General features: G+C 44.4%; 20 protein-coding genes and 1 pseudogene. 16 read left to right on the forward strand and 5 right to left on the reverse strand.

Features of this window, described 5'->3' with window-relative positions; translation table 11 throughout:
* The first annotated feature begins 176 nt into the window (after positions 1–176).
* On the forward strand, positions 177–1,253 hold the full coding sequence (locus M0696_RS01590; RefSeq protein ID WP_222143481.1) for a helix-turn-helix domain-containing protein: 1,077 nt from the start codon (positions 177–179) through the stop codon (positions 1,251–1,253).
* A 38-nt stretch (positions 1,254–1,291) separates the two neighbouring features.
* On the opposite strand, the pseudogene M0696_RS21045 reads toward M0696_RS01590, so the two are convergent.
* A pseudogene (locus M0696_RS21045) lies at positions 1,292–1,363 on the reverse strand (hypothetical protein); the annotation flags it as partial.
* 139 nt (positions 1,364–1,502) lie between these two features.
* Between M0696_RS21045 and M0696_RS01600 the strand changes: the two are divergent.
* Entirely contained in the window at positions 1,503–2,435 is a 933-nt protein-coding gene (locus tag M0696_RS01600) for an aldo/keto reductase (RefSeq protein WP_166854385.1), read from the forward strand.
* Positions 2,436–2,473: 38 nt separating this feature from the next.
* On the opposite strand, the gene M0696_RS01605 is transcribed toward M0696_RS01600, so the two are convergent.
* Both M0696_RS01605 and M0696_RS01610 read right to left on the reverse strand, forming a co-directional pair.
* The gene (locus M0696_RS01605; protein ID WP_166854384.1) at positions 2,474–3,538 is read right to left on the reverse strand and encodes a DUF4352 domain-containing protein; all 1,065 of its coding nucleotides are present in this window, start codon (positions 3,536–3,538) and stop codon (positions 2,474–2,476) included.
* A gap of 46 nt (positions 3,539–3,584) precedes the next feature.
* Positions 3,585–3,692, reverse strand: coding sequence for a hypothetical protein (locus M0696_RS01610; protein ID WP_222143482.1), 108 nt, complete (start codon positions 3,690–3,692; stop codon positions 3,585–3,587).
* A 173-nt stretch (positions 3,693–3,865) separates the two neighbouring features.
* Between M0696_RS01610 and M0696_RS01615 the strand changes: the two genes are divergently transcribed.
* Together M0696_RS01615 and M0696_RS01620 are read left to right on the forward strand one after the other, a co-directional pair.
* Positions 3,866–5,281 carry a YcdB/YcdC domain-containing protein gene (locus M0696_RS01615; RefSeq protein ID WP_222143483.1) on the forward strand — a complete coding sequence of 472 codons (1,416 nt, stop codon included), beginning with the start codon at positions 3,866–3,868 and terminating at the stop codon, positions 5,279–5,281.
* Between the two features lie 185 nt (positions 5,282–5,466).
* A complete protein-coding gene (locus M0696_RS01620) occupies positions 5,467–6,828 on the forward strand; it encodes a YcdB/YcdC domain-containing protein (RefSeq protein ID WP_248602406.1) in 1,362 nt (453 codons plus the stop codon).
* A 6-nt stretch (positions 6,829–6,834) separates the two neighbouring features.
* On the opposite strand, the gene cwlK is transcribed toward M0696_RS01620, so the two are convergent.
* A complete protein-coding gene (gene cwlK / locus M0696_RS01625) occupies positions 6,835–7,338 on the reverse strand; it encodes a peptidoglycan L-alanyl-D-glutamate endopeptidase CwlK (RefSeq protein WP_222143485.1) in 504 nt (167 codons plus the stop codon).
* 120 nt (positions 7,339–7,458) lie between these two features.
* On the opposite strand from cwlK, the gene rapJ reads away from it, so the two are divergent.
* The 6 genes from rapJ (at position 7,459) to znuB (ending at position 13,891) form a co-directional block, all read left to right on the forward strand.
* Positions 7,459–8,580, forward strand: coding sequence for a response regulator aspartate phosphatase RapJ (gene rapJ / locus M0696_RS01630; RefSeq protein WP_248602407.1), 1,122 nt, complete (start codon positions 7,459–7,461; stop codon positions 8,578–8,580).
* A gap of 108 nt (positions 8,581–8,688) precedes the next feature.
* Positions 8,689–9,465, forward strand: coding sequence for an SDR family oxidoreductase (locus M0696_RS01635; RefSeq protein ID WP_166854379.1), 777 nt, complete (start codon positions 8,689–8,691; stop codon positions 9,463–9,465).
* Positions 9,466–9,489: 24 nt separating this feature from the next.
* Entirely contained in the window at positions 9,490–11,181 is a 1,692-nt protein-coding gene (locus M0696_RS01640; protein WP_222143487.1) for a glycoside hydrolase family 13 protein, read from the forward strand.
* Between the two features lie 182 nt (positions 11,182–11,363).
* Complete coding sequence (locus M0696_RS01645; protein ID WP_222143488.1) at positions 11,364–12,341, forward strand: metal ABC transporter substrate-binding protein; 978 nt, start codon at positions 11,364–11,366, stop codon at positions 12,339–12,341.
* A gap of 54 nt (positions 12,342–12,395) precedes the next feature.
* Positions 12,396–13,091, forward strand: coding sequence for a zinc ABC transporter ATP-binding protein ZnuC (gene znuC / locus M0696_RS01650; protein ID WP_248602408.1), 696 nt, complete (start codon positions 12,396–12,398; stop codon positions 13,089–13,091).
* The gene (znuB, locus tag M0696_RS01655; protein ID WP_222143489.1) at positions 13,049–13,891 is read left to right on the forward strand and encodes a zinc ABC transporter permease ZnuB; all 843 of its coding nucleotides are present in this window, start codon (positions 13,049–13,051) and stop codon (positions 13,889–13,891) included. Before znuC ends, znuB begins: the two co-directional genes overlap by 43 nt.
* A 40-nt stretch (positions 13,892–13,931) precedes the next feature.
* On the opposite strand, the gene M0696_RS01660 is transcribed toward znuB, so the two are convergent.
* The gene (locus M0696_RS01660) at positions 13,932–14,927 is read right to left on the reverse strand and encodes an LLM class flavin-dependent oxidoreductase (RefSeq protein ID WP_248602409.1); all 996 of its coding nucleotides are present in this window, start codon (positions 14,925–14,927) and stop codon (positions 13,932–13,934) included.
* 286 nt (positions 14,928–15,213) lie between these two features.
* Here M0696_RS01660 and M0696_RS01665 point away from each other — a divergent pair, with 286 nt between their 5' ends.
* From M0696_RS01665 to M0696_RS01690, 6 genes are all read left to right on the forward strand, one after another.
* Positions 15,214–15,813 (forward strand): TerD family protein, encoded by a 600-nt coding sequence (locus tag M0696_RS01665; RefSeq protein WP_248602410.1) that lies wholly within the window; start codon positions 15,214–15,216, stop codon positions 15,811–15,813.
* Positions 15,814–15,835: 22 nt separating this feature from the next.
* Positions 15,836–16,417, forward strand: coding sequence for a TerD family protein (locus tag M0696_RS01670; RefSeq protein WP_248602411.1), 582 nt, complete (start codon positions 15,836–15,838; stop codon positions 16,415–16,417).
* A gap of 34 nt (positions 16,418–16,451) precedes the next feature.
* Complete coding sequence (locus tag M0696_RS01675; RefSeq protein ID WP_166854372.1) at positions 16,452–17,030, forward strand: TerD family protein; 579 nt, start codon at positions 16,452–16,454, stop codon at positions 17,028–17,030.
* A gap of 51 nt (positions 17,031–17,081) precedes the next feature.
* On the forward strand, positions 17,082–17,855 hold the full coding sequence (locus tag M0696_RS01680) for a TerC family protein (protein WP_166854371.1): 774 nt from the start codon (positions 17,082–17,084) through the stop codon (positions 17,853–17,855).
* Between the two features lie 62 nt (positions 17,856–17,917).
* Positions 17,918–19,078 carry an HpcH/HpaI aldolase/citrate lyase family protein gene (locus tag M0696_RS01685; protein WP_222143652.1) on the forward strand — a complete coding sequence of 387 codons (1,161 nt, stop codon included), beginning with the start codon at positions 17,918–17,920 and terminating at the stop codon, positions 19,076–19,078.
* Positions 19,068–20,378, forward strand: a complete 1,311-nt coding sequence (locus tag M0696_RS01690; protein WP_248602745.1) for a phosphoribosyltransferase family protein — start codon at positions 19,068–19,070, stop codon at positions 20,376–20,378. The genes M0696_RS01685 and M0696_RS01690 overlap by 11 nt, the downstream gene beginning before the upstream one ends.
* Positions 20,379–20,383 lie beyond the last annotated feature (5 nt).

Genomic DNA, 20,383 nt, shown 5'->3' on the forward strand with positions numbered 1-20,383 from the left:
AAAGTGGGAATAGGTTATAAGTCTTAAATCACAAAAGTTGATGTAAATGTCATAGGTAAATTGGCATAATCAGCCAGCTTATCATATTACCAAATTCTTTTTTAGCCCGAAACCAAGCCCTCAGAAGTTATTTTTGTTAAAATAGAAAAGTTACAAAAGAATTCGGAGGGTTTATTGTGGGAAAAGTGAAACGAAATGCCCCTTGCCCATGTGGCAGCGGCAAGAAATATAAAAAATGCTGCGGAAGTAAAGTTGTCGACTTCCCGACAGAACTAGCGGCAAAAGAAGCAAAACAAATTCAGGAAGACTTAGTGGAGTATGCCTTCACAGTACATAGAGAAAGTATTTCAGGCTTTATCAACCAGCATGATTTCCTTTCTGCTATGGACAGACAGACGAAAGACATCAGCGTATTTAACTTAGGAATCTGGGGAATCTTCTTCCATCAGCTTGCTGGTGAAAAGACAATCTTCGAAGAGTACCTTCAGAAAAAAGGCGATTCAATCACTCGTCCGAAAACGCGTGAGATCGTTGAATCATGGAAGAGCATGACGCCTGCTTTATTGCTGCTGCAGGACATAAAAGAAGGTGTCATTCACTTTGAGGATGTTATTACGACAAAACAATTCGAAGTGGAAATGGACGCCAACAATCAAGACCTCCCGCCAGTGGGGAGCCTGATTCTCGGATATCCAATCCACGAAGCAGAAAAAGCAGAATTCTTCATGCAGTTCACGATCTTCCCGGTGAAGAGAACGGAAGCGCTGATCAGCAAAGTGAAGAAATATGCGGATGCCGCTGTGAAGAACGGCAAAACGCCGGAAGACTTCATGAAGCAAGAATTCAACAACGTTCTGTTCGCGCTGTTAGCGGAGAAAGATGAAGAGCCGCAGGCAGAGGCAGCTGAAGAAAGCAGTGTTGAGTGGGCAAATAACATGGAGAAAGAAACAGCTGCGGCTATTGAAGAAGGCATGAGCGGAGATGAGTATCCGACTGAATTGATTCCGGCTGTCATTGACATTTGGAAAACATTCTGTGAGAAAAAATCACCTGTTATCAGAAAACCGGAAGCTTTTGCTGCGGCAGTTGAATATTATGTGAATGCGATTTCTCTTAACGGCGCGTCCGTTTCTCAAGCCAAACTGGCGAAAAAATACGGCGTCAGCGCCTCAACAATTTCCAGCCGTTACAAAGAAATTGAAAGCACGTTGCAAGACGAAGCGGATCGTTTTGCACAAACGTTATCCTCATAATGAAAAAAACCTTGAAAAGCCTGGCTTTTCAAGGTTTTTTATTTTTGAAACGGAATTTTGATTTCTAACCGGGAGACGGGGTGGCGGTAGGTAAAATCCAGCCTGCCAAAATAAACTTGCGAAAGGAGAAATACACTTTCTCCTTTTTGTATATCCTGAAAAAAGAAGGAAAATAGAAAAAGGATATCTAATACAAAAAGTGACCCTGCACTATTTTTCATCAAAATTGGTTTCAAAGGAGAAGGAACAATGGATCAAACACGTACACTCGGCAAAACGAAGCTGAAGGTGAAGCGGATCGGATTCGGCGCGAATGCGGTCGGCGGGCATAATCTATTTCCAAATCTAAATGATGAAACAGGGAAGGATTTAGTGCGCACGGCATTGGATGGCGGCGTCAATTTTATCGATACCGCCTTTATATATGGATTGGGGCGATCTGAAGAATTAATCGGCGAAGTCTTACAGGAACGCAGCGTGCGGAATGAGCTCATCATCGCCACCAAAGGAGCTCATAAAGAAGTGGACGGCAGCATTGAATTAGACAATAGCCGGGAGTTTCTTCGCAGCGAGGTCGAGAAGAGCCTGAAGCGGCTGAAAACAGATTACATTGATTTGTATTATGTTCACTTTCCGGATGGAAAAACACCTCTCGCTGAAGTGGCGGGCACTTTGAAAGAGCTGAAGGATGAGGGGAAAATCAAAGCAATCGGCGCTTCGAACCTCGATTATCAGCAATTGCAGGATTTTAATGCTGACGGCTATTTGGAGGTCTTCCAGGCCGAATATTCTCTCATACAGCGTGATGCCGAGAAGGAGCTTCTTCCATACTGTGAAAAACAAGGCATCTCCTTTATTCCTTACTTTCCGCTTGCGTCCGGACTGCTGACAGGAAAATTCACGCGAGAAACAGTCTTTGATGATTTCAGAAAGGATAAACCTCAATTTCAGGGTGAAACGTTTATCCACAATCTCAAAAAAGTAGATAAGCTGAAAGCGGTAGCGGAGGAAAAACAAGCGGAGACGGCACATGTCGCCTTGGCGTGGCTGTTAACGAGACCGGCGATTGATGCCATTATTCCAGGAGCTAAACGACCTGAGCAATTACAGGATAACCTGAAAACCTTGAACATTGAACTCACCGAAGACGAAGTGAATTTCATCAGCGACATTTTTAAATAAAAAGGAAATAGCCGTCATGGCTATTTCCTTTTGGTGTTTTATTCTTTGATGAATGCTTCGACTAATTCTGCTGCTCTGTAATCAGCCATATCAAGCTGCCATTGGTCGATGTCATTTTTCTTCATTTTCACTTCAACTGTTTTTTCAGATGAAGCAGGTCCAAGCTTTTTGAATTCCTCAGGATAGACTTGAAGCGCGTATTTCACTGCCTCTTCATAGCTGGCACTAGAGTTTTTACTGTAGTAGTCTTTCACTTTGTCTTCGATACGGTCTGAAAGAGAAGATGCATCTACAGGTTTAACTGTGGCTTCAACAATTGCTTCGTCTTTAGAGATTGAAGTCGTTTTTGCCTGAATGGAAGAGTTTTTGCTTAATCCCTCTTTAATGCCGTTCACGATATTATCAAGCGCTTTGCTGTCCGCATATGTGCTGGAAAGGCCGGAAGCTGAGAGATAACCGTCTTTGGCTGATTCATTAAAATCATTTACAATTTCATTTTTGTTAGCACCGGTGATTTTTTCGAAATCGGCGTTATCTTTGCCGAAAAGAAGGACATCAACATAAGCTGATAACGCTTTTGCAGAATCTTGGAGCTTATCTGCTGTCGCAAGGATTTTTTTGTCTTTTCCGTCAATTTTGAAAGTAACTGATTTTGGCTTTTTATCACCGTAAGATTCCGGCGTATAGTTAAGCTCGTATTTCTCGCCTTTATCTACAACAAAGAAGAGGCTTCCTTCAACTGATTTGTCAGCGTTAATCGTGCTGCTGCGCAGCTTTTCGTTATAGTCTTCAGGATCTGTGTCAGACATCTTAGTATCCTCTTGATACAAAGTGAAATCCATACTGTCTACATTCAGTGGTTCTTTTCCTGTGTTTTTCACAGCGACATTGACTTTTAACACAAGCTGGTCATCTGAAGTGGACTTATCATATTTGGACGGTAGTGTATAAGAGACATCCTTGATTTTGACTTGAGCTATATCTGAGCTTTTTTCTGTTTCTGAATTTTTCTTCTCCGCGTTTGTTTTGCTTCCTGAACAAGCAGCTGTAAACATCATCAGCAGAAGAATAAGGAAAACAGCGTACGTTTTTTTCTGAAACATTCATTTTTCCTCCTCAAATGGTTTAGGAAAGGGGAGTCTTTTGTCTTTAAGAAATGGATCTTTTTGAATGGATTAGCATCATATAACCAAAAAAACCAGTTCTTTTCTCACGGTTTTCACCGGATTTTCTGGAAACTCCGCCCTTCTTTGTCATGAATGGACCTATAAAAAGTTACAACGGAATTAATTTTAAGATTATTAGCTTTCATATTGAATAGGTTCATCATCCTATTTTTGGTGAAAAATGTTCTGGAAAAACTGGTAAACTCAGAAATTTGTGTATTTTAGACTATTACTTTTTGATTAGGTGAAGAGGACATAAGAACGATGAAAGGGGTTGTCTTGGTGAAGAAAGAGGAACGAAAACAAAAAGCACTGGAAATCGGCCGGGTTCCGGAACACTTAAAACTGGAAATTGAAGATTATGGCGATAATGAGAAAAGAACCTATTTTTGTTGGATAGATCCTCAGGATGAACACATCGGCATTATCGTGGAACTTGATCCGGACGGGCAGCTTACGTCCCTTTCCCGTGATATTGAGCCTGAGAGCAAAAAAAGGCTGTCTGAAGAGCAATTAGAGAATAGCATGCGCCAATTTGTCGAGACTCATTATCCCGGAGCGCTCTCTGCCTTTGTCCGTGATGAAAATGACTGTACCTCCGGCGATAAAGTGAGATTTTCATATGTTCAAATAGAGGACGGTCTTCCTCTTCCCATGAGCGGATTTATGGCGGATATCACCTTATCAGGCGAGATCATTTACTTCCGCTATTACGGGAAAGCGGGCAGCATCATCAAACCAAAGCGGATCGCGAATGATGAGGAGGCACTTGCCTTTATCAAGAAGGATGTGGAGTTCAACCTATTGTTTGAAGTTCTCAATCGTTCTGTTTACAAAAACGGGGACGGTCAGCCGCATTTGGTGTATGAGCCTGAATGTAGGGCCATTACTGTACCTGCAGATTTGGTCCAAGAAGAAAAAGAATTTGTTGATGACGATGACAGGGAGCCGGAAAGCTTTCCTCTCCCTTTATTCGAAGGCATTCACGAAAAGGCTGATCTTGGCAGTATGATTGGACTCGAAAAAGGGTTTGTCAAAGAGCGGGAAGCGGACTTGGGAGACGGGAGAATTGGGACCGTTTGGCGGAATCCGGATGATCCCGTGTATCAGCCGGCTGATAAGAGCATGGACAGCTGGTTCAAAGGGCGGGTCCATCAAGCGTTGAAAACCATCCATAACAAAGAAACCGGAAAACTCGAAGGCGTTATGTCATTTATGGAGAAAAAAGGGCCGTTAACAGTAACTGAGGCAGAGTGCGAAAAAATTGCGCTTCGTTTCTTGTTTGCTTTATTTCCGAATGCCGATCAATATTTTAAGATCAGGTACGATGAACCGGATGAAGAAGAAAACGCAGTCGCTGGTTTTACATTCGAAGCACACTGTCACGGGGTTCCGCTTCGGTTTGGTCAGATTAGAATTTGCGTCAGCCGCCAGACAGGGCACATTACCGTTTATATGGCGCCGGATATTGACCCAAAGGAGCTGGAAGCCATTCATCCGGTTCCGGCTATTTCAGCAGAACAAGCGAAGTCTATCTTGTGGCAGCATTTTAACGTTGAGCTAAGCTGGGAGAGAGAATACCGCGATGATGAAGAACACAGCTACAGGCTCGTCTATAAGCCGGTGTATCCGCGTTTTATCGAAGCCCATACAGGAGAGCCGGTTTTCAGTTTATGGTAAAACAGCCAAAAGTCACGCAATTGCTGCAGATGTATAAGGTGAGATGTGATGAAAGTAACAGAAAGAATATCAGAAAACAACGACAATAATAGAAAAGGACCTTTCTTCACTTTAAATGAAGAAAGGTCTTTTTATATAATAAACAGGATTCTCTTTGTCGTAGACTCTTTGAAAGGATGACTTCATTGGTTAATAAACAGCTGAAAAAGAAGGCGCAAGAGATCGGGAATGTACCTCCGCATTATGAGCTTGAAATAGAAGATTACGGCCAAAAGCAAAAGAAGAAGGGGCAGGCATACTTTATCTGGAAGGACCCTGAAGATCCGGAAAAACACATTACAGTTGAACTTGGACATGACGGCGCTTTGCTCACTTTTTCAACAACCGTCTGCTCCGAGACAGACAAAAAACTTCCAGATGCCGAGCTGAAGCTGACTGCTCTTCAATTTGCTGCTGCCAACCATCCAGGCACATTTATGAATTTTCATTTTCAAGGCAAGGAAGAACGGGGGCAGCACATCCGGTTTGTCTATACCAAAATGGAGCTGGGGCTTCCGATTCCCAATTCAGGCTTTTTAGTTGATATGATACGCAGCGGACAGATTGTCCATTTTTTATATTACGGAGAAGAGCATAAAGCCGAAGTTCCAAAGGAATTTGTAGCAAAAGAGAAGGTTATGTCCCATTACTTAAATACAATGACTTTGCAGCTGATGTACGATGTCATTGACGGCGAACAAACACCCAGGCTTGTGTATGAACCGATTCTGCCGGGATACAGCTACCCAGCGGATGTAGACGAAATCGTGCCTGACCAGCATATCGCAGACGAAAGAATAGAAAACGGAGCGCCCCTGCCGCCGCTTCAGAACAAGGAAGAAGTCGATATATTTGCCTTGCTGGGTTTTACCCCTGATATGCAGAAAGTCAGTGAAAGAGACTTTGGAGAAGAAATAGGAAGCACGTGGCGAAAAGGCACTGCGCCGGAGCGTAAGGATTTAAGCATTGGGAGTTATTTTGAAACGAGAAATAAAAACACAATCAAAATGAAGACGGATAAAAAAACCGGAAAATTAAAAGCAGCGCTTTCTTTTATGGACCAGCAGAACAACCGCCAATGCTCAACGGAAGAATGCCAAAGGACAGCGCTTCAATTTTTGTATGCCCTCTATCCGAGAGCAGCTGAATTTTTCAGAGCGAATCCCGTCCGAATTGATGAAAGAGGGAGGGTCCGCAATCATTTTTCTGTCTGGTATAAAGGAGTGCCGCTGCGGTTTGGCGCTGCTCGCATCATTGTCAATCCGGATACGGGAATGGTTGACGCTTTTATGGCACCGGATATTGATCCAGAACAATTGGAAACAATAAATCACAGGCCGGATGTTTCTGCTGAAGAAGCGAAAGAAACGTTTTTGGCCGTATTTGATGTGAAGCTGGAGTGGCAGCCTGATTTTACACCAGGCAGCGATCAGTATTACAAACTCGTATATAAGCCGGTTTATCCTTCCTATATTGATGCGCACATAAGGAAAAAGAAAAGGCTGTGAGGGTGTCTAGTCAGGAATCATCTCCAAGTGGGGATAGTCCTTGAATCGTGTCCAGTCCCCGCCCCACTCAAAACCGAGTTTCTTAGCGATCTCGACAACCTCCAGCCAATCTGATTTTCCGTTTTGATTGCCGTCATATTCCAAATCCCATAAGATGCTGCCATCCTTTTTTTGAAGGGCGAAATCAATAGCTAAACCATAGTTATGATACGATTCCCCTCCTCTTGCATAGGTGACAATATTCCCTTTTTTTGTACGTCCCTGTTTATATAATTCGTCTTGTTCCTTAAAGGACCTGAATCCTTCTGTAATGACGACGGTGATGCCTTTATTCGCTGCTGCGGCCTTGAGGGCATCGGCATTCTGCTTTACAATCGGATGAAGATCCGAAGGGACAGGCATATCCTGCAGGGCATTTTGAGAATGCCATTCGTGCCGTATATAACTAAAACACAGATCAAGAAGAAACAGAATACATAAGATAACAGATGTTTTTACGGGTAATTTCATATCGGTCTCACTTTCTCATGATGTGCTAAATGTTGACGCTTATACGATTGACTCTCTCTAAAAGCGAACAGCTATGATAAAATATAACATAAATAGTAGCAGGAGGAAGGAGGCAGACCGATGAGAGCAAAGATTCCATCTGAGGAAGTGGCAGTAAAGCTAAACGAATGGTACAAGCTCATTCGCGCATTTGAAGCAGATCAAGCAGAAGCGTTAAAGCAGGAGATCGAATACGATTTAGAAGACATGGAAGAAAATCAGGACTTGCTTTTATATTTTTCTTTGATGGAATTCCGGCATCGAATCATGCTTGATAAGCTGATGCCGGTGAAAGACAGCGACACCAAGCCTCCGTTCTCTGATATGCTGAACGAAATTGAAAGCAATCAGCAAAAACTCACAGGCTTATTGGAATACTACTTTTATTATTTCAGAGGGATGTACGAATTTAAGCAGAAAAATTTCATACTAGCGATTGACCATTATAAGCATGCCGAGGAAAAACTCGAATATGTCGAGGATGAGATCGAAAAAGCTGAGTTTCTTTTTAAGGTTGCAGAAGTGTATTATCACATCAAACAAACGTATTTTTCAATGAATTATGCGAGCCAGGCGCTTGATATCTATACGAAATATGAACTGTACGGGCGCCGCCGCGTGCAGTGTGAATTTATCATCGCCGGAAATTTGACCGATGTTTATCATCATGAAAAAGCGCTGACACACTTGTGCAGCGCCTTAGATCATGCCAGGCAGCTGGAAGAAGCGTATATGATCGCCGCTGCCCATTATAATGTCGGGCACTGTAAGTACAGTCTGGGCGATTACAGTGAAGCGGAGGGCTATTTCAAAACAGCCGCCGCCATTTTTGAGGAGCACAACTTTCAGCAGGCCGTTCAAGCCGTTTTTTCACTGACCCATATCTACTGTAAAGAGGGAAAATACGATAAAGCGGTAGAGACGTATGACCGTGGGGTAAAGAGCGCCTCTGAATGGAAAGATGACATATATTTGACGAAATTCCGCCTCATTCATGAGCTGTATCTTGGAAGCGGCGACCGGAATGTACTTAAAGAATGCTTTGACCTGCTGGAATCCCGCCAGCTTCTTGCCGATGCTGAAGATCTGCTGCATGATACAGCGGAACGTTTCAATCAGCTGGAACGCTACGAGTCCGCCGCTTTCTTTTACCAAAGGCTGATGAATATTAAAAAGAAGCTTGCTGAGCAGCGTTTTCAATAGGAAATGGCAGAGAACATAATCGGTTCTCTGTTTTTTTGTGCTGTTTTTAACCCGGAAAAATAGGGTATTTTCCACTGCATAATGGAAAATCAGAGGAGGATATCGTTTATGTATAAAGATTTAACCGGAAAAACAGCGATTGTGACAGGTTCTTCAAAAGGAATCGGGAAAGCCATTGCGGAACGGTTTGGACAGGAGAACATGAATGTTGTTGTGAACTACCACAGCGACCCATCTGGAGCCGATGAAACGATGGACATCATTAAGCATAACGGAGGGAAAGCTGTCGCAGTTGAGGCAGACGTGTCAAAAGAAGCAGGGATTCAGGCGCTCTTGGACGCCGCTTTAGAGCATTTCGGCACGCTCGATATCATGGTGAACAACTCCGGCTTTAACGGCGCGGAGGCCATGCCGCATGAGATGAGTCTAGAAGATTGGCAGAGAGTCATTGATGTCAACGTCACAGGAACCTTTATGGGAGCAAAAGCAGCGCTTAACCACATGATGAAAAACAACATCAAAGGCAATGTGCTGAATATCTCGAGCGTTCACCAGCAGATCCCGCGCCCCGTCAACGTTCAGTATTCCACGTCCAAAGGCGGCATCAAGATGATGACAGAAACGCTGGCACTCAACTATGCGGATAAGGGAATCCGCGTCAACGCGATAGCGCCCGGCACCATTGCCACAGAATCAAATGTTGATACAAAAAAGGAAGAGAACAGACAAAAACAATTGAAAAAGATTCCGATGAAAACCTTCGGAAAGCCGGAAGAAGTGGCGGCAGCAGCGGCTTGGCTCGTATCTGAGGAAGCGAGCTATGTGACCGGCACAACACTATTCGTCGACGGCGGAATGACACTTTATCCATCTCAGCTTGAATAGAACACAAAACAGGGGGATTGCGGGATGAAAACAGACTGGTGGAAGGATGCGGTGGTGTATCAAATTTATCCGAGAAGCTTTCAGGACAGCAATGGAGATGGAATTGGAGACCTGCGGGGGATCATTTCCCGCCTTGATTACATAAAGGAGCTCGGGGCAGATGTGATTTGGATTTGCCCGATCTATCCTTCTCCGAATGTTGATTACGGCTATGATGTGACGGACCATAGGACGATTATGGATTCATACGGAACGATGGACGATTTTCACGAACTGCTTGACCAGGTGCACCAGCGCGGTTTAAAGCTGGTGATGGATTTTGTGTTAAATCACACCTCGGTCGAGCATCCGTGGTTTAAAGAAGCGGAGCTGGACAAAAACAGCAAATACCGCAGCTATTACTTTTGGCGCCCCGGTACAAAGAATGGTCCTCCGACGGACTGGGTGTCTGACTACGGATGCCCGGTCTGGCAATACGAGGAGCACACGGGAGAATATTATCTCCACATGAATGCCGTCAAACAAGCTGATTTAAATTGGGAACATCCTGAGGTGCGCCAAGCGGTGTTTGACATGATGAGGTTTTGGCTCGATAAAGGGGTGGACGGCTTGCGCATTGATCAGCTCCATCTCATTTCTAAGAAAGAATATCTTCCTTCGTATGAGGACTATATCAATCAGCAGGCAGAGCCAAAGCCTTTCCAGCCAAATGGCGAACGAATTCATGACTATTTAAAAGAAATGACAGATGAAGTATTTTCCCGGTACGATGTGATGTCTGTCGGAGAGGTTGGCAGTGTCACACCGGAGGAAGGGCTGAAGTATACGGGAACCGATAAGCATGAGCTGAATATGATTTTTCACTTTCAGCATATGGAGCTTGACCAGCAGCCAGGAAAAGAACATTGGGATGTAAAGCCCCTTGAGCTTTCTGATTTAAAATCGGTTTTGACAACATGGCAAAAAAAGCTTGAACATGAAGGCTGGAATACGTTGTATTGGTGCAACCACGACCAGCCCCGGATTGTGTCCAGGTTCGGAGACGATGGGGAATACCGCAAAGCATCTGCGAAAATGCTCGCCACCGTTCTTTATCTCATGAAGGGAACGCCTTATATTTATCAGGGAGAAGAAATCGGGATGACAAACGCTCCGTTTACCCGGATTGAGGACTACAAAGATATCCAAACGATCAATATGTATCATAAACGGGTGTTTGAAAAAGGCTATGATCCGGAAGATGTGATGAAATCGATCTTAGCCAAAAGCCGGGATCACGCCCGGACGCCGATGCAGTGGAGCAGCGGCAAAAATGCCGGATTTACTGACGGTACGCCTTGGCTGAAGATCAACCCGAACTTCACGTCCATCAATGTGGAAGAGGCGCAGACAGACGCTGATTCAATCTTAACCTATTACAAAAAGCTGATCAGCCTGAGAAAGCGATACGCTGATCTCATCAAAGGAAGCTATGAACTTTTGTTTCCGGATGATCCGCAGCTGTTTGTATACATGAGAGAAAACGGCAAACAGCGGCTTTTGTCGGTCAATAACTTTTCAAAAGAGCAGGCTGTTTTCCGCTGGCCTAAGCAATGCGGCAAGGATCAGTCATCCCTGCTTCTCAGCAATTATAAAAACAACGGCGACCTTGCTGACGAAATGGTGTTACAGCCTTATGAGAGCAGAGTGTATCTTCTGGACAATACAATCAAATGATTCAGCCCGGCATTTTCAGCCGGGTTTTTTAAGTGCATATATTCGCGCCATAGACGGGAAAAATAAAATCAAAATGAAAATTAACCTTGCAAAACGTAATGACTTCGGTTTATTATGATATAGGATTACAAAATCGTTATCATTTTGATTTAAGTGAATATGAAAAAGAGGGGATATACGATATGTTTAAAAAATGGAGCGGTTTGTTTGTGATTGCAGCGTGCTTTTTAATGGTTGCAGCATGCGGCAACTCATCAACAAAAGGGTCGGCGGATTCTAAGAGTGATAAATTGCATATTGTCACAACGTTCTACCCGATGTATGAATTTACGAAACAAATTGTAAAAGACAAAGGCGATGTGGATTTGTTAATTCCATCTTCCGTCGAACCGCATGATTGGGAACCGACGCCGAAAGACATTGCCAACATTCAGGATGCTGATTTGTTCGTTTATAATAGTGAATACATGGAGACATGGGTTCCATCAACTGAAAAAAGCATGGGTCAAGGTCATGCCGTTTTCGTCAATGCGAGCAAAGGCATTGATTTAATGGAAGGCTCTGAAGAAGAACATGAAGAGCACGGAGAACACGAGAAGCATGAGCATGGGGAGCATGAGCACAGCCATGAAATGGACCCTCACGTATGGCTCAGCCCTGTTCTGGCGCAAAAGGAAGTTAAAAATATAACGGCGCAAATCATAAAACAGGACCCGGATAATAAAGAATACTACGAGAAAAATAGTGCAGAATATATTGCAAAACTACAGGATCTTGATAAACTATATCGTACAACCGTAAAAAAAGCGGCGAAGAAAGAATTCATCACGCAGCATACAGCTTTCGGCTATTTGGCAAAAGAATACGGCTTGACCCAGGTTCCGATTGCAGGGATTTCTCCTAACCAAGAGCCAAGCGCAGCTGACTTGGCAAAGCTGAAAACATATGCCAAAGAACATAACGTAAAAGTGATTTACTTTGAAGAAATTGCATCCTCAAAGGTCGCAGAAACGCTTGCCAATGAAATCGGCGCGAAGACAGAAGTGCTCGATACACTGGAAGGCTTAAGCAAAGAAGAACAGGATAAAGGTTTAGGGTATATCGACATTATGAAACAAAACCTCGATGCCCTGAAAGATTCACTATTGGATAAATCATAAGATAGTGTGCGCCGGAGGGTGCACACTATTTCTTTGTGAGAAAGGAAGATTGACATGAATCTCGTCTCATTGAAAGATATCGTTTTCGGCTATTCCCACAAGCCTGTGTTGGATAAGGTTTCACTTGATATTGAAAGCGGAGAGTTTGTCGGCATCACAGGACCAAACGGGGCCTCTAAATCGACGCTCATGAAGGTGATGCTCGGCATGCTGAAACCGTGGGAAGGCACGGTGACGATCAGTAAAAGGAATACAGAAGGAAAACGCCTGACGATAGGGTACGTTCCGCAGCAAATTTCTTCATTTAATGCCGGCTTTCCGAGCACAGTACTGGAGCTTGTTCAGTCAGGCCGCTACACAAAAGGAAAATGGTTTAAACGTTTAAATGAAGAAGATCATCTCGAAGTGGAAAAAGCACTGAAAATGGTGGAAATGTGGGAGCTCCGCCACCGGAAAATCGGCGATTTATCAGGCGGACAGAAGCAGAAAATCTGTATCGCCAGAATGCTTGCCAGCAACCCGGATCTCTTAATGCTGGACGAACCGACAACAGCCGTTGACCACGACAGCAGAAAAGGATTTTACGAATTTATGCACCATCTTGTGAAAAATCACAACCGAACAGTTGTGATGGTCACTCATGAACAAAATGAAGTACAGCAATTTTTAGATAAAGTGATTCGATTAGAGAGAGGAGAAAAAGGCGGATGGAAATGTTTGACTTGGAATTCATGCGACGAGCTTTTCTAGCAGGCGGCATGATTGCCATCATGGCCCCGATACTAGGGGTGTATCTCGTTCTCAGAAGACAGGCCTTAATGGCTGACACACTTTCACATATTTCATTGTCAGGTGTTGCCATCGGCTTTTTCCTCAGCACCAATATTACCGCGGCGAGCATAGTCGTCGTGACCGTCGGCGCAATCGGGATTGAATACATGCGGCGGGCATACCGGACATACTCGGAAGTATCGATTGCCATTTTAATGGCGGCGGGTCTGTCCTTCGCGATGTTTTTAATCAGCCTTTCGAAAGGCGCCGCCAATATGAGCATTGACCAGTACTTATTCGGGTCGCTCGTGACGGTTAACCAGCAGCAGGTCTATATTATCGGCATCATTACATTGTTGATCCTGCTCTATTTTATCGTATTAAAAAGGCCGCTCTACCTGCTGACATTTGATGAAGCAACAGCCAAAACGTCCGGAATCAATACAAACATTCTGTCGATGTCATTCAGTATTGTCACTGGTCTTGCGATCTCAGTTATTATTCCAATTATCGGCGTACTGCTCGTATCGGCACTGCTCGTATTGCCGGCAGCTTTCGCCATTAGAATCGCAAAAGGCTTTAACATGGTATTTATGTCAGCCATTCTCATTTCCTTATTCAGTGTATTTATGGGACTGACATCATCTTATCAGCTCGGCACACCGCCAGGGCCTTCCATTACCCTGCTGTTAATTGTTCTGCTCTTGATCGGATTTGCAGTTCAAGGGATATGGACGTTTATCAAAAAAGAAACCCAGCGTAAAAAAGGACGCAGGTAAAAATAAAAAGCAGTTTTTCCTTCAGGAAAAACTGCTTTTTTTATAGAAATAACTCTGCAAGACGCTCATAGGATTCTTTTTTCGCCTCAAAGTCAAACACATTGCAAAGAACCATCATTTCATTTGTTTCATAGCGGTCAACTAGCTCTAGAAGCTGCTGTTTTACAGTGCTTGGAGAACCGATGACCATGCGCTTTCTGTTTTCTCGTATTTGGTTTTTATCTGATTCGGTATAGTGGTATGCTTTCGCTTCCTCAATACTTGGCACCCTGCTGTCCAAGCCTTTCCCGACGCGAAGAAGCCACAAATCTTGGCTTAACGCGAGCTCTTCTGCTTCTTCATCTGTTTTTGCGCAAATAACAAAAATCGTAAACAGTGCCGCTGGAGAAGAGAAATGAGCTGATGGCCGAAAACTTTCCCGGTAGACGCGAAACGCGCTTTCCCCTCGTTCGGGGTTAATAAAATGTCCAAATACATATCCGATTCCCTGATGGGCCGCTCGCCTTGCGCTGTTTTCCCCCAATCCAAGCACCCAAAGCTCCGGCACTGTATCAATAAGAGGCGCTGCTTTGATCCCGGCATACGGATGCCCGGCGGGAAGCGAATCGGTCAGAAAATAAGAGACATCCTGAAGCTGTCTGTTAAAATCGGTTAAGCTTTTTTTGATGCCGTCGGTTAATGCGAGCCGGGTTTTCGTCGTTCCGCCCGGCGAACGCCCGAGGCCGAGGTCAATCCGGTTCGGATACAAGGCCTCAAGCTGGCGAAAGGTTTCGGCCACCTTAAACGGGCTGTACTGAGGCAGAAGCACACCGCCAGACCCGACACGAATCTTGTTGGTGTGAGCCGCGATGCGTGCGATCATAATTTCCGGTGCCGTGCTTGCCAGTCCTTTCGTGCTGTGGTGCTCGGCAAACCAATAACGCTTATAGCCCCACTCTTCACTTCGTCCGGCCAGCTCAACCGAATGCTGAAGGGCTGTCATGGGGCTTTCTCCTTTAGAAACAGGTGCCTGATCAAGTATGCTTAAATGAATCAAAAGGCCGCTTCCTTTCCGTTGCTTTTTAGAATGTGATACAAGAATAGGCAAAATGACTCGCTCACGTCAAATGGTTTGTTTAAGATCCGTCATTCATATGATTTGCTAAAGACATATCAAATATGGGAGATTTTTTTCGAGGATTTTCGTCAATTATTCTAAACTTTTACGAAACTTTGATATAATAAAAAACGTATATATTAATAATTTACGGGCATTCAAGTTACGTTTGTACGTAAAAATAAATGTGACTATATTCACATTTTGATGATTAGGAGTGAATCGTGTGGCAATTTCTTTAGAAAAAGGTCAGCGAATTGATTTAACAAAAGGAAAAGCGGGTCTGTCAAAATTGATGGTGGGTCTCGGCTGGGACCCTGTTTCATCAGGCGGCGGCTTTTTTGGAAAGCTGCTCGGCGGAGGCGGACCAAATATTGACTGTGACGCATCAGTGCTGATGCTGGAAAACGGCAAGTTCACTGATAAAAAAAATGTCATTTATTTTGGAAACCTGAAAAGCCGCTGCGGCAGTGTCAAGCACACAGGTGACAACCTGACAGGCGACGGAGCGGGCGATGATGAGCAGATTTTAATTGATTTGGCGAAAGTGCCTGCCAACATTAATAAGCTTGTATTTGTTGTGAATATTTATGATTGCATAAGAAGAAAACAGGATTTCGGCATGATTCAAAATGCTTTTATCCGTGTTGTTGATCAATCAAATCATGAAGAAATGCTCAAATACAATTTGAAAGACAATTATGCTGGCAGAACAAGCCTGATTACGGCTGAAATCTACCGCCAGGACGGCGAGTGGAAATTCGCGGCGGTCGGCGAAGGCACAAACGATACAAGATTAGAAGATATTGTCAACCGATACGTATAAAAGAAAAAGGAGTGGATGAAACATGGCAATTTCATTGGCAAAAGGACAAAAAGTAGATTTAACAAAAACGAATCCGGGTCTTTCAAAGGTTGTTGTCGGTTTGGGCTGGGATACGAATAAGTATGACGGCGGACATGACTTTGATCTTGACTCAAGTGTGTTTCTTTTAGATGCGTCTGGAAAATGCGCATCTCAAAATGATTTTATTTTCTATAATCAGCTTGAAGGCGGCAACGGTTCAGTCGTTCATTCAGGCGATAACCTGACTGGTGCTGGCGAAGGCGACGATGAGAATGTAAAAGTAAATCTCAGCGCTGTGCCTGCTAACATTGATAAAATCTCATTTGTGATCACCATTCACGAAGCGGAAGCGCGCAGCCAAAACTTTGGACAAGTATCAAACGCGTTCGTTCGCATCGTAAATGAAGAAACAAATGAAGAGCTCATTCGCTACGATCTTGCCGAAGACTTCTCTATTGAAACGGCAATCATTGCAGGGGAGCTTTACAGACATAACGGCGAGTGGAAATTCTCCGCTATCGGCTCAGGCTACCAAGGCGGCCTTGCCCGCATTGCAACGGACTACGGTTTGCAAGTCGGTTAAGACAAATACGAAGAGCAGAAAGGAGAGAGGCAGTATGGCCATTCAATTATCAAAAGGACAGCGCATTGATTTAACAAAAACAAATCCGGGACTCACAAAAGCGGTGATCGGCTTAGGCTGGGATACAAATAAGTACTCCGGCGGACACGATTTTGACCTGGATGCTTCCGCCTTTTTAGTTGATGCGCATGATAACTGCGTGAATGATCTCGATTTCGTCTTCTATAATAACCTTGAACATCCGAGCGGCGGTGTCACCCATACGGGTGACAACCGCACGGGTGAGGGTGACGGAGATGATGAGCAGATTATCGTTGATTTCTCGAAGATCCCTGCTCACATTGAGAAAATCGGCATTACAGTGACCATTCACGACGCTGAAGCACGCAGCCAAAACTTTGGACAAGTTTCCAATGCGTTTGTGCGTGTTGTTGACGAAGAAACGCAGAATGAGCTTCTTCGCTTCGACTTGGGAGAAGATTTCTCAATTGAAACAGCTGTTGTCGTTTGTGAGCTTTACAGACACGGCGGCGAGTGGAAATTCAATGCGATCGGCAGCGGTTTTTCCGGCGGGCTGGCAGCATTGTGCCGGAACTACGGTTTGCAAGTGTAAGCGAGTGACAAATAGAGAAGTCACCGTTTCAAATTAATAGGAGGAAAAAATTTGGACTTTTTACATCATATCATGTCTACGTATGCTTCATTTTTCGATTGGAAAATGTGGGGGGAAGTGCTTTCTGATCCTGTTTCCTGGGGTCTGATCGGGTCCCTTGTTGTTCTGGAAGGCCTTTTATCGGCCGATAACGCGCTTGTTCTTGCGGTGATGGTCAAACATCTGCCGGAAAAACAGCGGAAAAAAGCGTTAACGTATGGTTTGTTTGGAGCTTATATTTTCAGGTTTATTTTCATCGGGCTCGGTATGCTCCTCATTAAATTCTGGTGGATCAAGGTGCTTGGCGCGCTTTATCTCGCTTGGCTCGTCATTAAGCACTTCTGGATTGGCGAAAAAGAAGAGGAAACAGACGGCATTAAGAAAAATTCTTGGATGGTCCGCACGTTCGGTATCTTCTGGGCGACTGTTATTTCAGTTGAATTAATGGACCTTGCCTTTTCTGTGGACAGCATCCTTGCCGCATTTGCGGTATCTGAAAAAGTATGGGTGCTTCTGATCGGCGGTATGCTTGGTATTCTAATGATGCGTACAGTGGCAAAAGTATTCCTTGTTCTGATTGATAAAATTCCTGAGCTTGAAAACACAGCATTCGTGTTAATCGGAATTATCGCGCTGAAAATGGCAGGGAGCGCTTTCCATTATGAAATGCCGCACTCTGTATTCTTCATGATCATTATCGCTGCATTTGCGGTGACATTTATCATTCACTATATCAACAAACAAAAGCAGGTGCGCGAACAAACAGCTGCGTCAAAAGAAGAATAAAACAAAACAAGGAGGGAGTTTCATGTCCTTCCTTTTTTGTTACAGAAAAGAGGGTGACTGGTTTGCGGTATTTCCACTATTTATCAGCGCGTCAAGAAGAGCATGTATTTTATCAAGTGCCGAAACAGGTCACGAAAGAGGCGCCGAAAAAGTGGCTTGAACAAGCGCTGGGAGCCCTATTATATATGCCTGCAACCCGCCACGACATCGGCGCTATGATTACTGAACAAAAATACGAGGATCTAACGTCCGTTGTGTTCTGCTTAGAGGATGCGATCGGGGATCATGAAGTCAAGCAGGCTGAACATAATCTCAACATTCAGCTTGAGCTCATAGAACAGGCAATTCAGCAAAACAAAATAGAACCGGAAAATCTTCCGATCATGTTTATAAGGGTGCGTTCTCCAAAGCAGATGCAGGAGCTGGCCGGCCGCTTGAAGCACCTTCTCCATTTGTTAACCGGTTTTGTGTTTCCGAAATGTTCAGAAGTGAACGCCCGTGACTATGCCGAAACGCTGAAAAACATCTCTCGCGATAGGAGAGCGCCGATTTATGGAATGCCGATTTTAGAAACGCCTGATTTGCTTTCTAAAGAGACACGGACGGAGGCTTTCGGAGAGCTGAGTGCGGTTCTGCATCAATATCAGGACTTGATTCTAAACGTGCGAATCGGTGCGACTGATTTGTGCGGGTTATACGGCATCCGGAGAAAGCCGGGGCAAACCATCTATGATATTCGCCTGATTTCCGATTTTATGGCGGATGTCATCAATTATTTCGGCCGGACATTTGTCGTTTCTGGACCGGTCTGGGAATATTTCCAGGCAGCGCAAAAGCCTCACCTTCTATCAGGACACCAGCCTGCTGAGCTGAATGAGCATGTCAAAGGTTTGGTGAAGGAAACAGAGCTTGATATTGCTAACGGGATTCACGGAAAAACAGTCATTCACCCGTCTCAGCTTAAAGCGGTAAACAGCCTGTATGTTGTATCAAAGGAAGACTATATGGATGCGTTAAGCATTATTCATCACGGAAACGGTTCAATCGGAGTGATGAAAAGCCATTTTTCCAACAAAATGAATGAAATGAAGCCCCATATGAAATGGGCTGAGAACATCATAATAAAATCAGAAATTTATGGGGTGTATCATGAAAACCGATCTTTCTCCGATTTGCTCAACGAACAGCAAACCACTTCAAATATTGGACAATATGGCGGTTGATCTGTCGGTCACTGACAATCCGCTTTCTATTCCGGAGCAAGTCTTATTTGAAATGGCGGCGCGAGTGAACAAAAAAAGAGGTTTTTTATTTGTCAGCAAAGTGCTGGGAAAGCATATTCCAGTTCATCCGCTGAAGCCGCTTTTAGCGTCAGGGCTGCTTGCTTTGGAGTACGCTGAACGAAAAACGGGCCGTGAGCTGAAGGAGAAGGCTGACATTCTGAACGGGTTTCTTTCAGGAACGGACAGCGGGCTTCGGGATGCTTATCGAACATTGCAAAAGCAGCGCATGGCACTAGAGGAGGCGCCGCTTGTGATCGGGTTTGCGGAAACGGCGACAGCACTTGGACACGCGGTTTATGACTGCATTGAGAATGCGTCGTATGTCCATACAACACGTGAACAAATACGAAACAACGAGCCTTCCATTACATTTGTCGAGGAGCACTCCCATGCGACCGATCAGCTGTGCTATGCGGAACCTCATATGATCAACAACAATTGCCCGGTGATTCTCGTGGATGATGAAATCACAACAGGAAAAACGGCATTGCATATCATTCGGGATATACAATCGAAATTTCCCCGCAAAGAGTACGCTGTTTTGTCTTTATTGGATTGGCGGACTGAGGAACACAAACAAGCTTATGCTGAAGCGGAACGGGAATTAGGGGTTACCATATCAACAACAGCTTTACTGTCTGGGCGCATTTCCTTTAAGGGAGAGCTTTTGTCAGAGTCCACCTATGATTACAAACCGAAGCCGCAGGAATCAGCAATAAACAGAACAGACATCGACTTGTCCGGCTTCTTTGCATCCTTACCCTATCAGCCGGCCACATTCGCAGACGAGCATTTTTATGTGAAGGAAACAGGGCGATTTGGCTTAAAGGCGAGTGACAGGCAGGCCGTCCACGAGGCCTGCCGCCTAGCTGCACAGCATGTGGAACAATATCGGAAGGGGAGAAGAACGCTTGTGCTCGGAACGGGAGAGCTGATGTACATCCCTATGAAAATCGCAGCGCATCTTCACGGCTCTATTTCCTATCAATCTACTACCCGCAGTCCGATTCACCCTGTTGCCAAAAAGGGCTATGCTGTGCAAAACGGATATTCATTTATGAATCCCGAAGATGAGGGGGTTCGCCATTTTATCTATAACCTCCCCTCCGGAGCGTATGACGAAGTCTTTTTCTGTCTTGAAAAGACCGTTTCGGATGAGGCGTTACAGCCAATTTTTCATCTATTCAAAGAAAAAGAAGTGCCGCATATCCATATTGTAACCCTTTCAGGAAAGGCGTGATCTGA

Origin of the sequence: Bacillus rugosus (assembly GCF_023238245.1) — a bacterium.
Classification (GTDB): Bacteria; Bacillota; Bacilli; order Bacillales; family Bacillaceae; genus Bacillus; species Bacillus rugosus.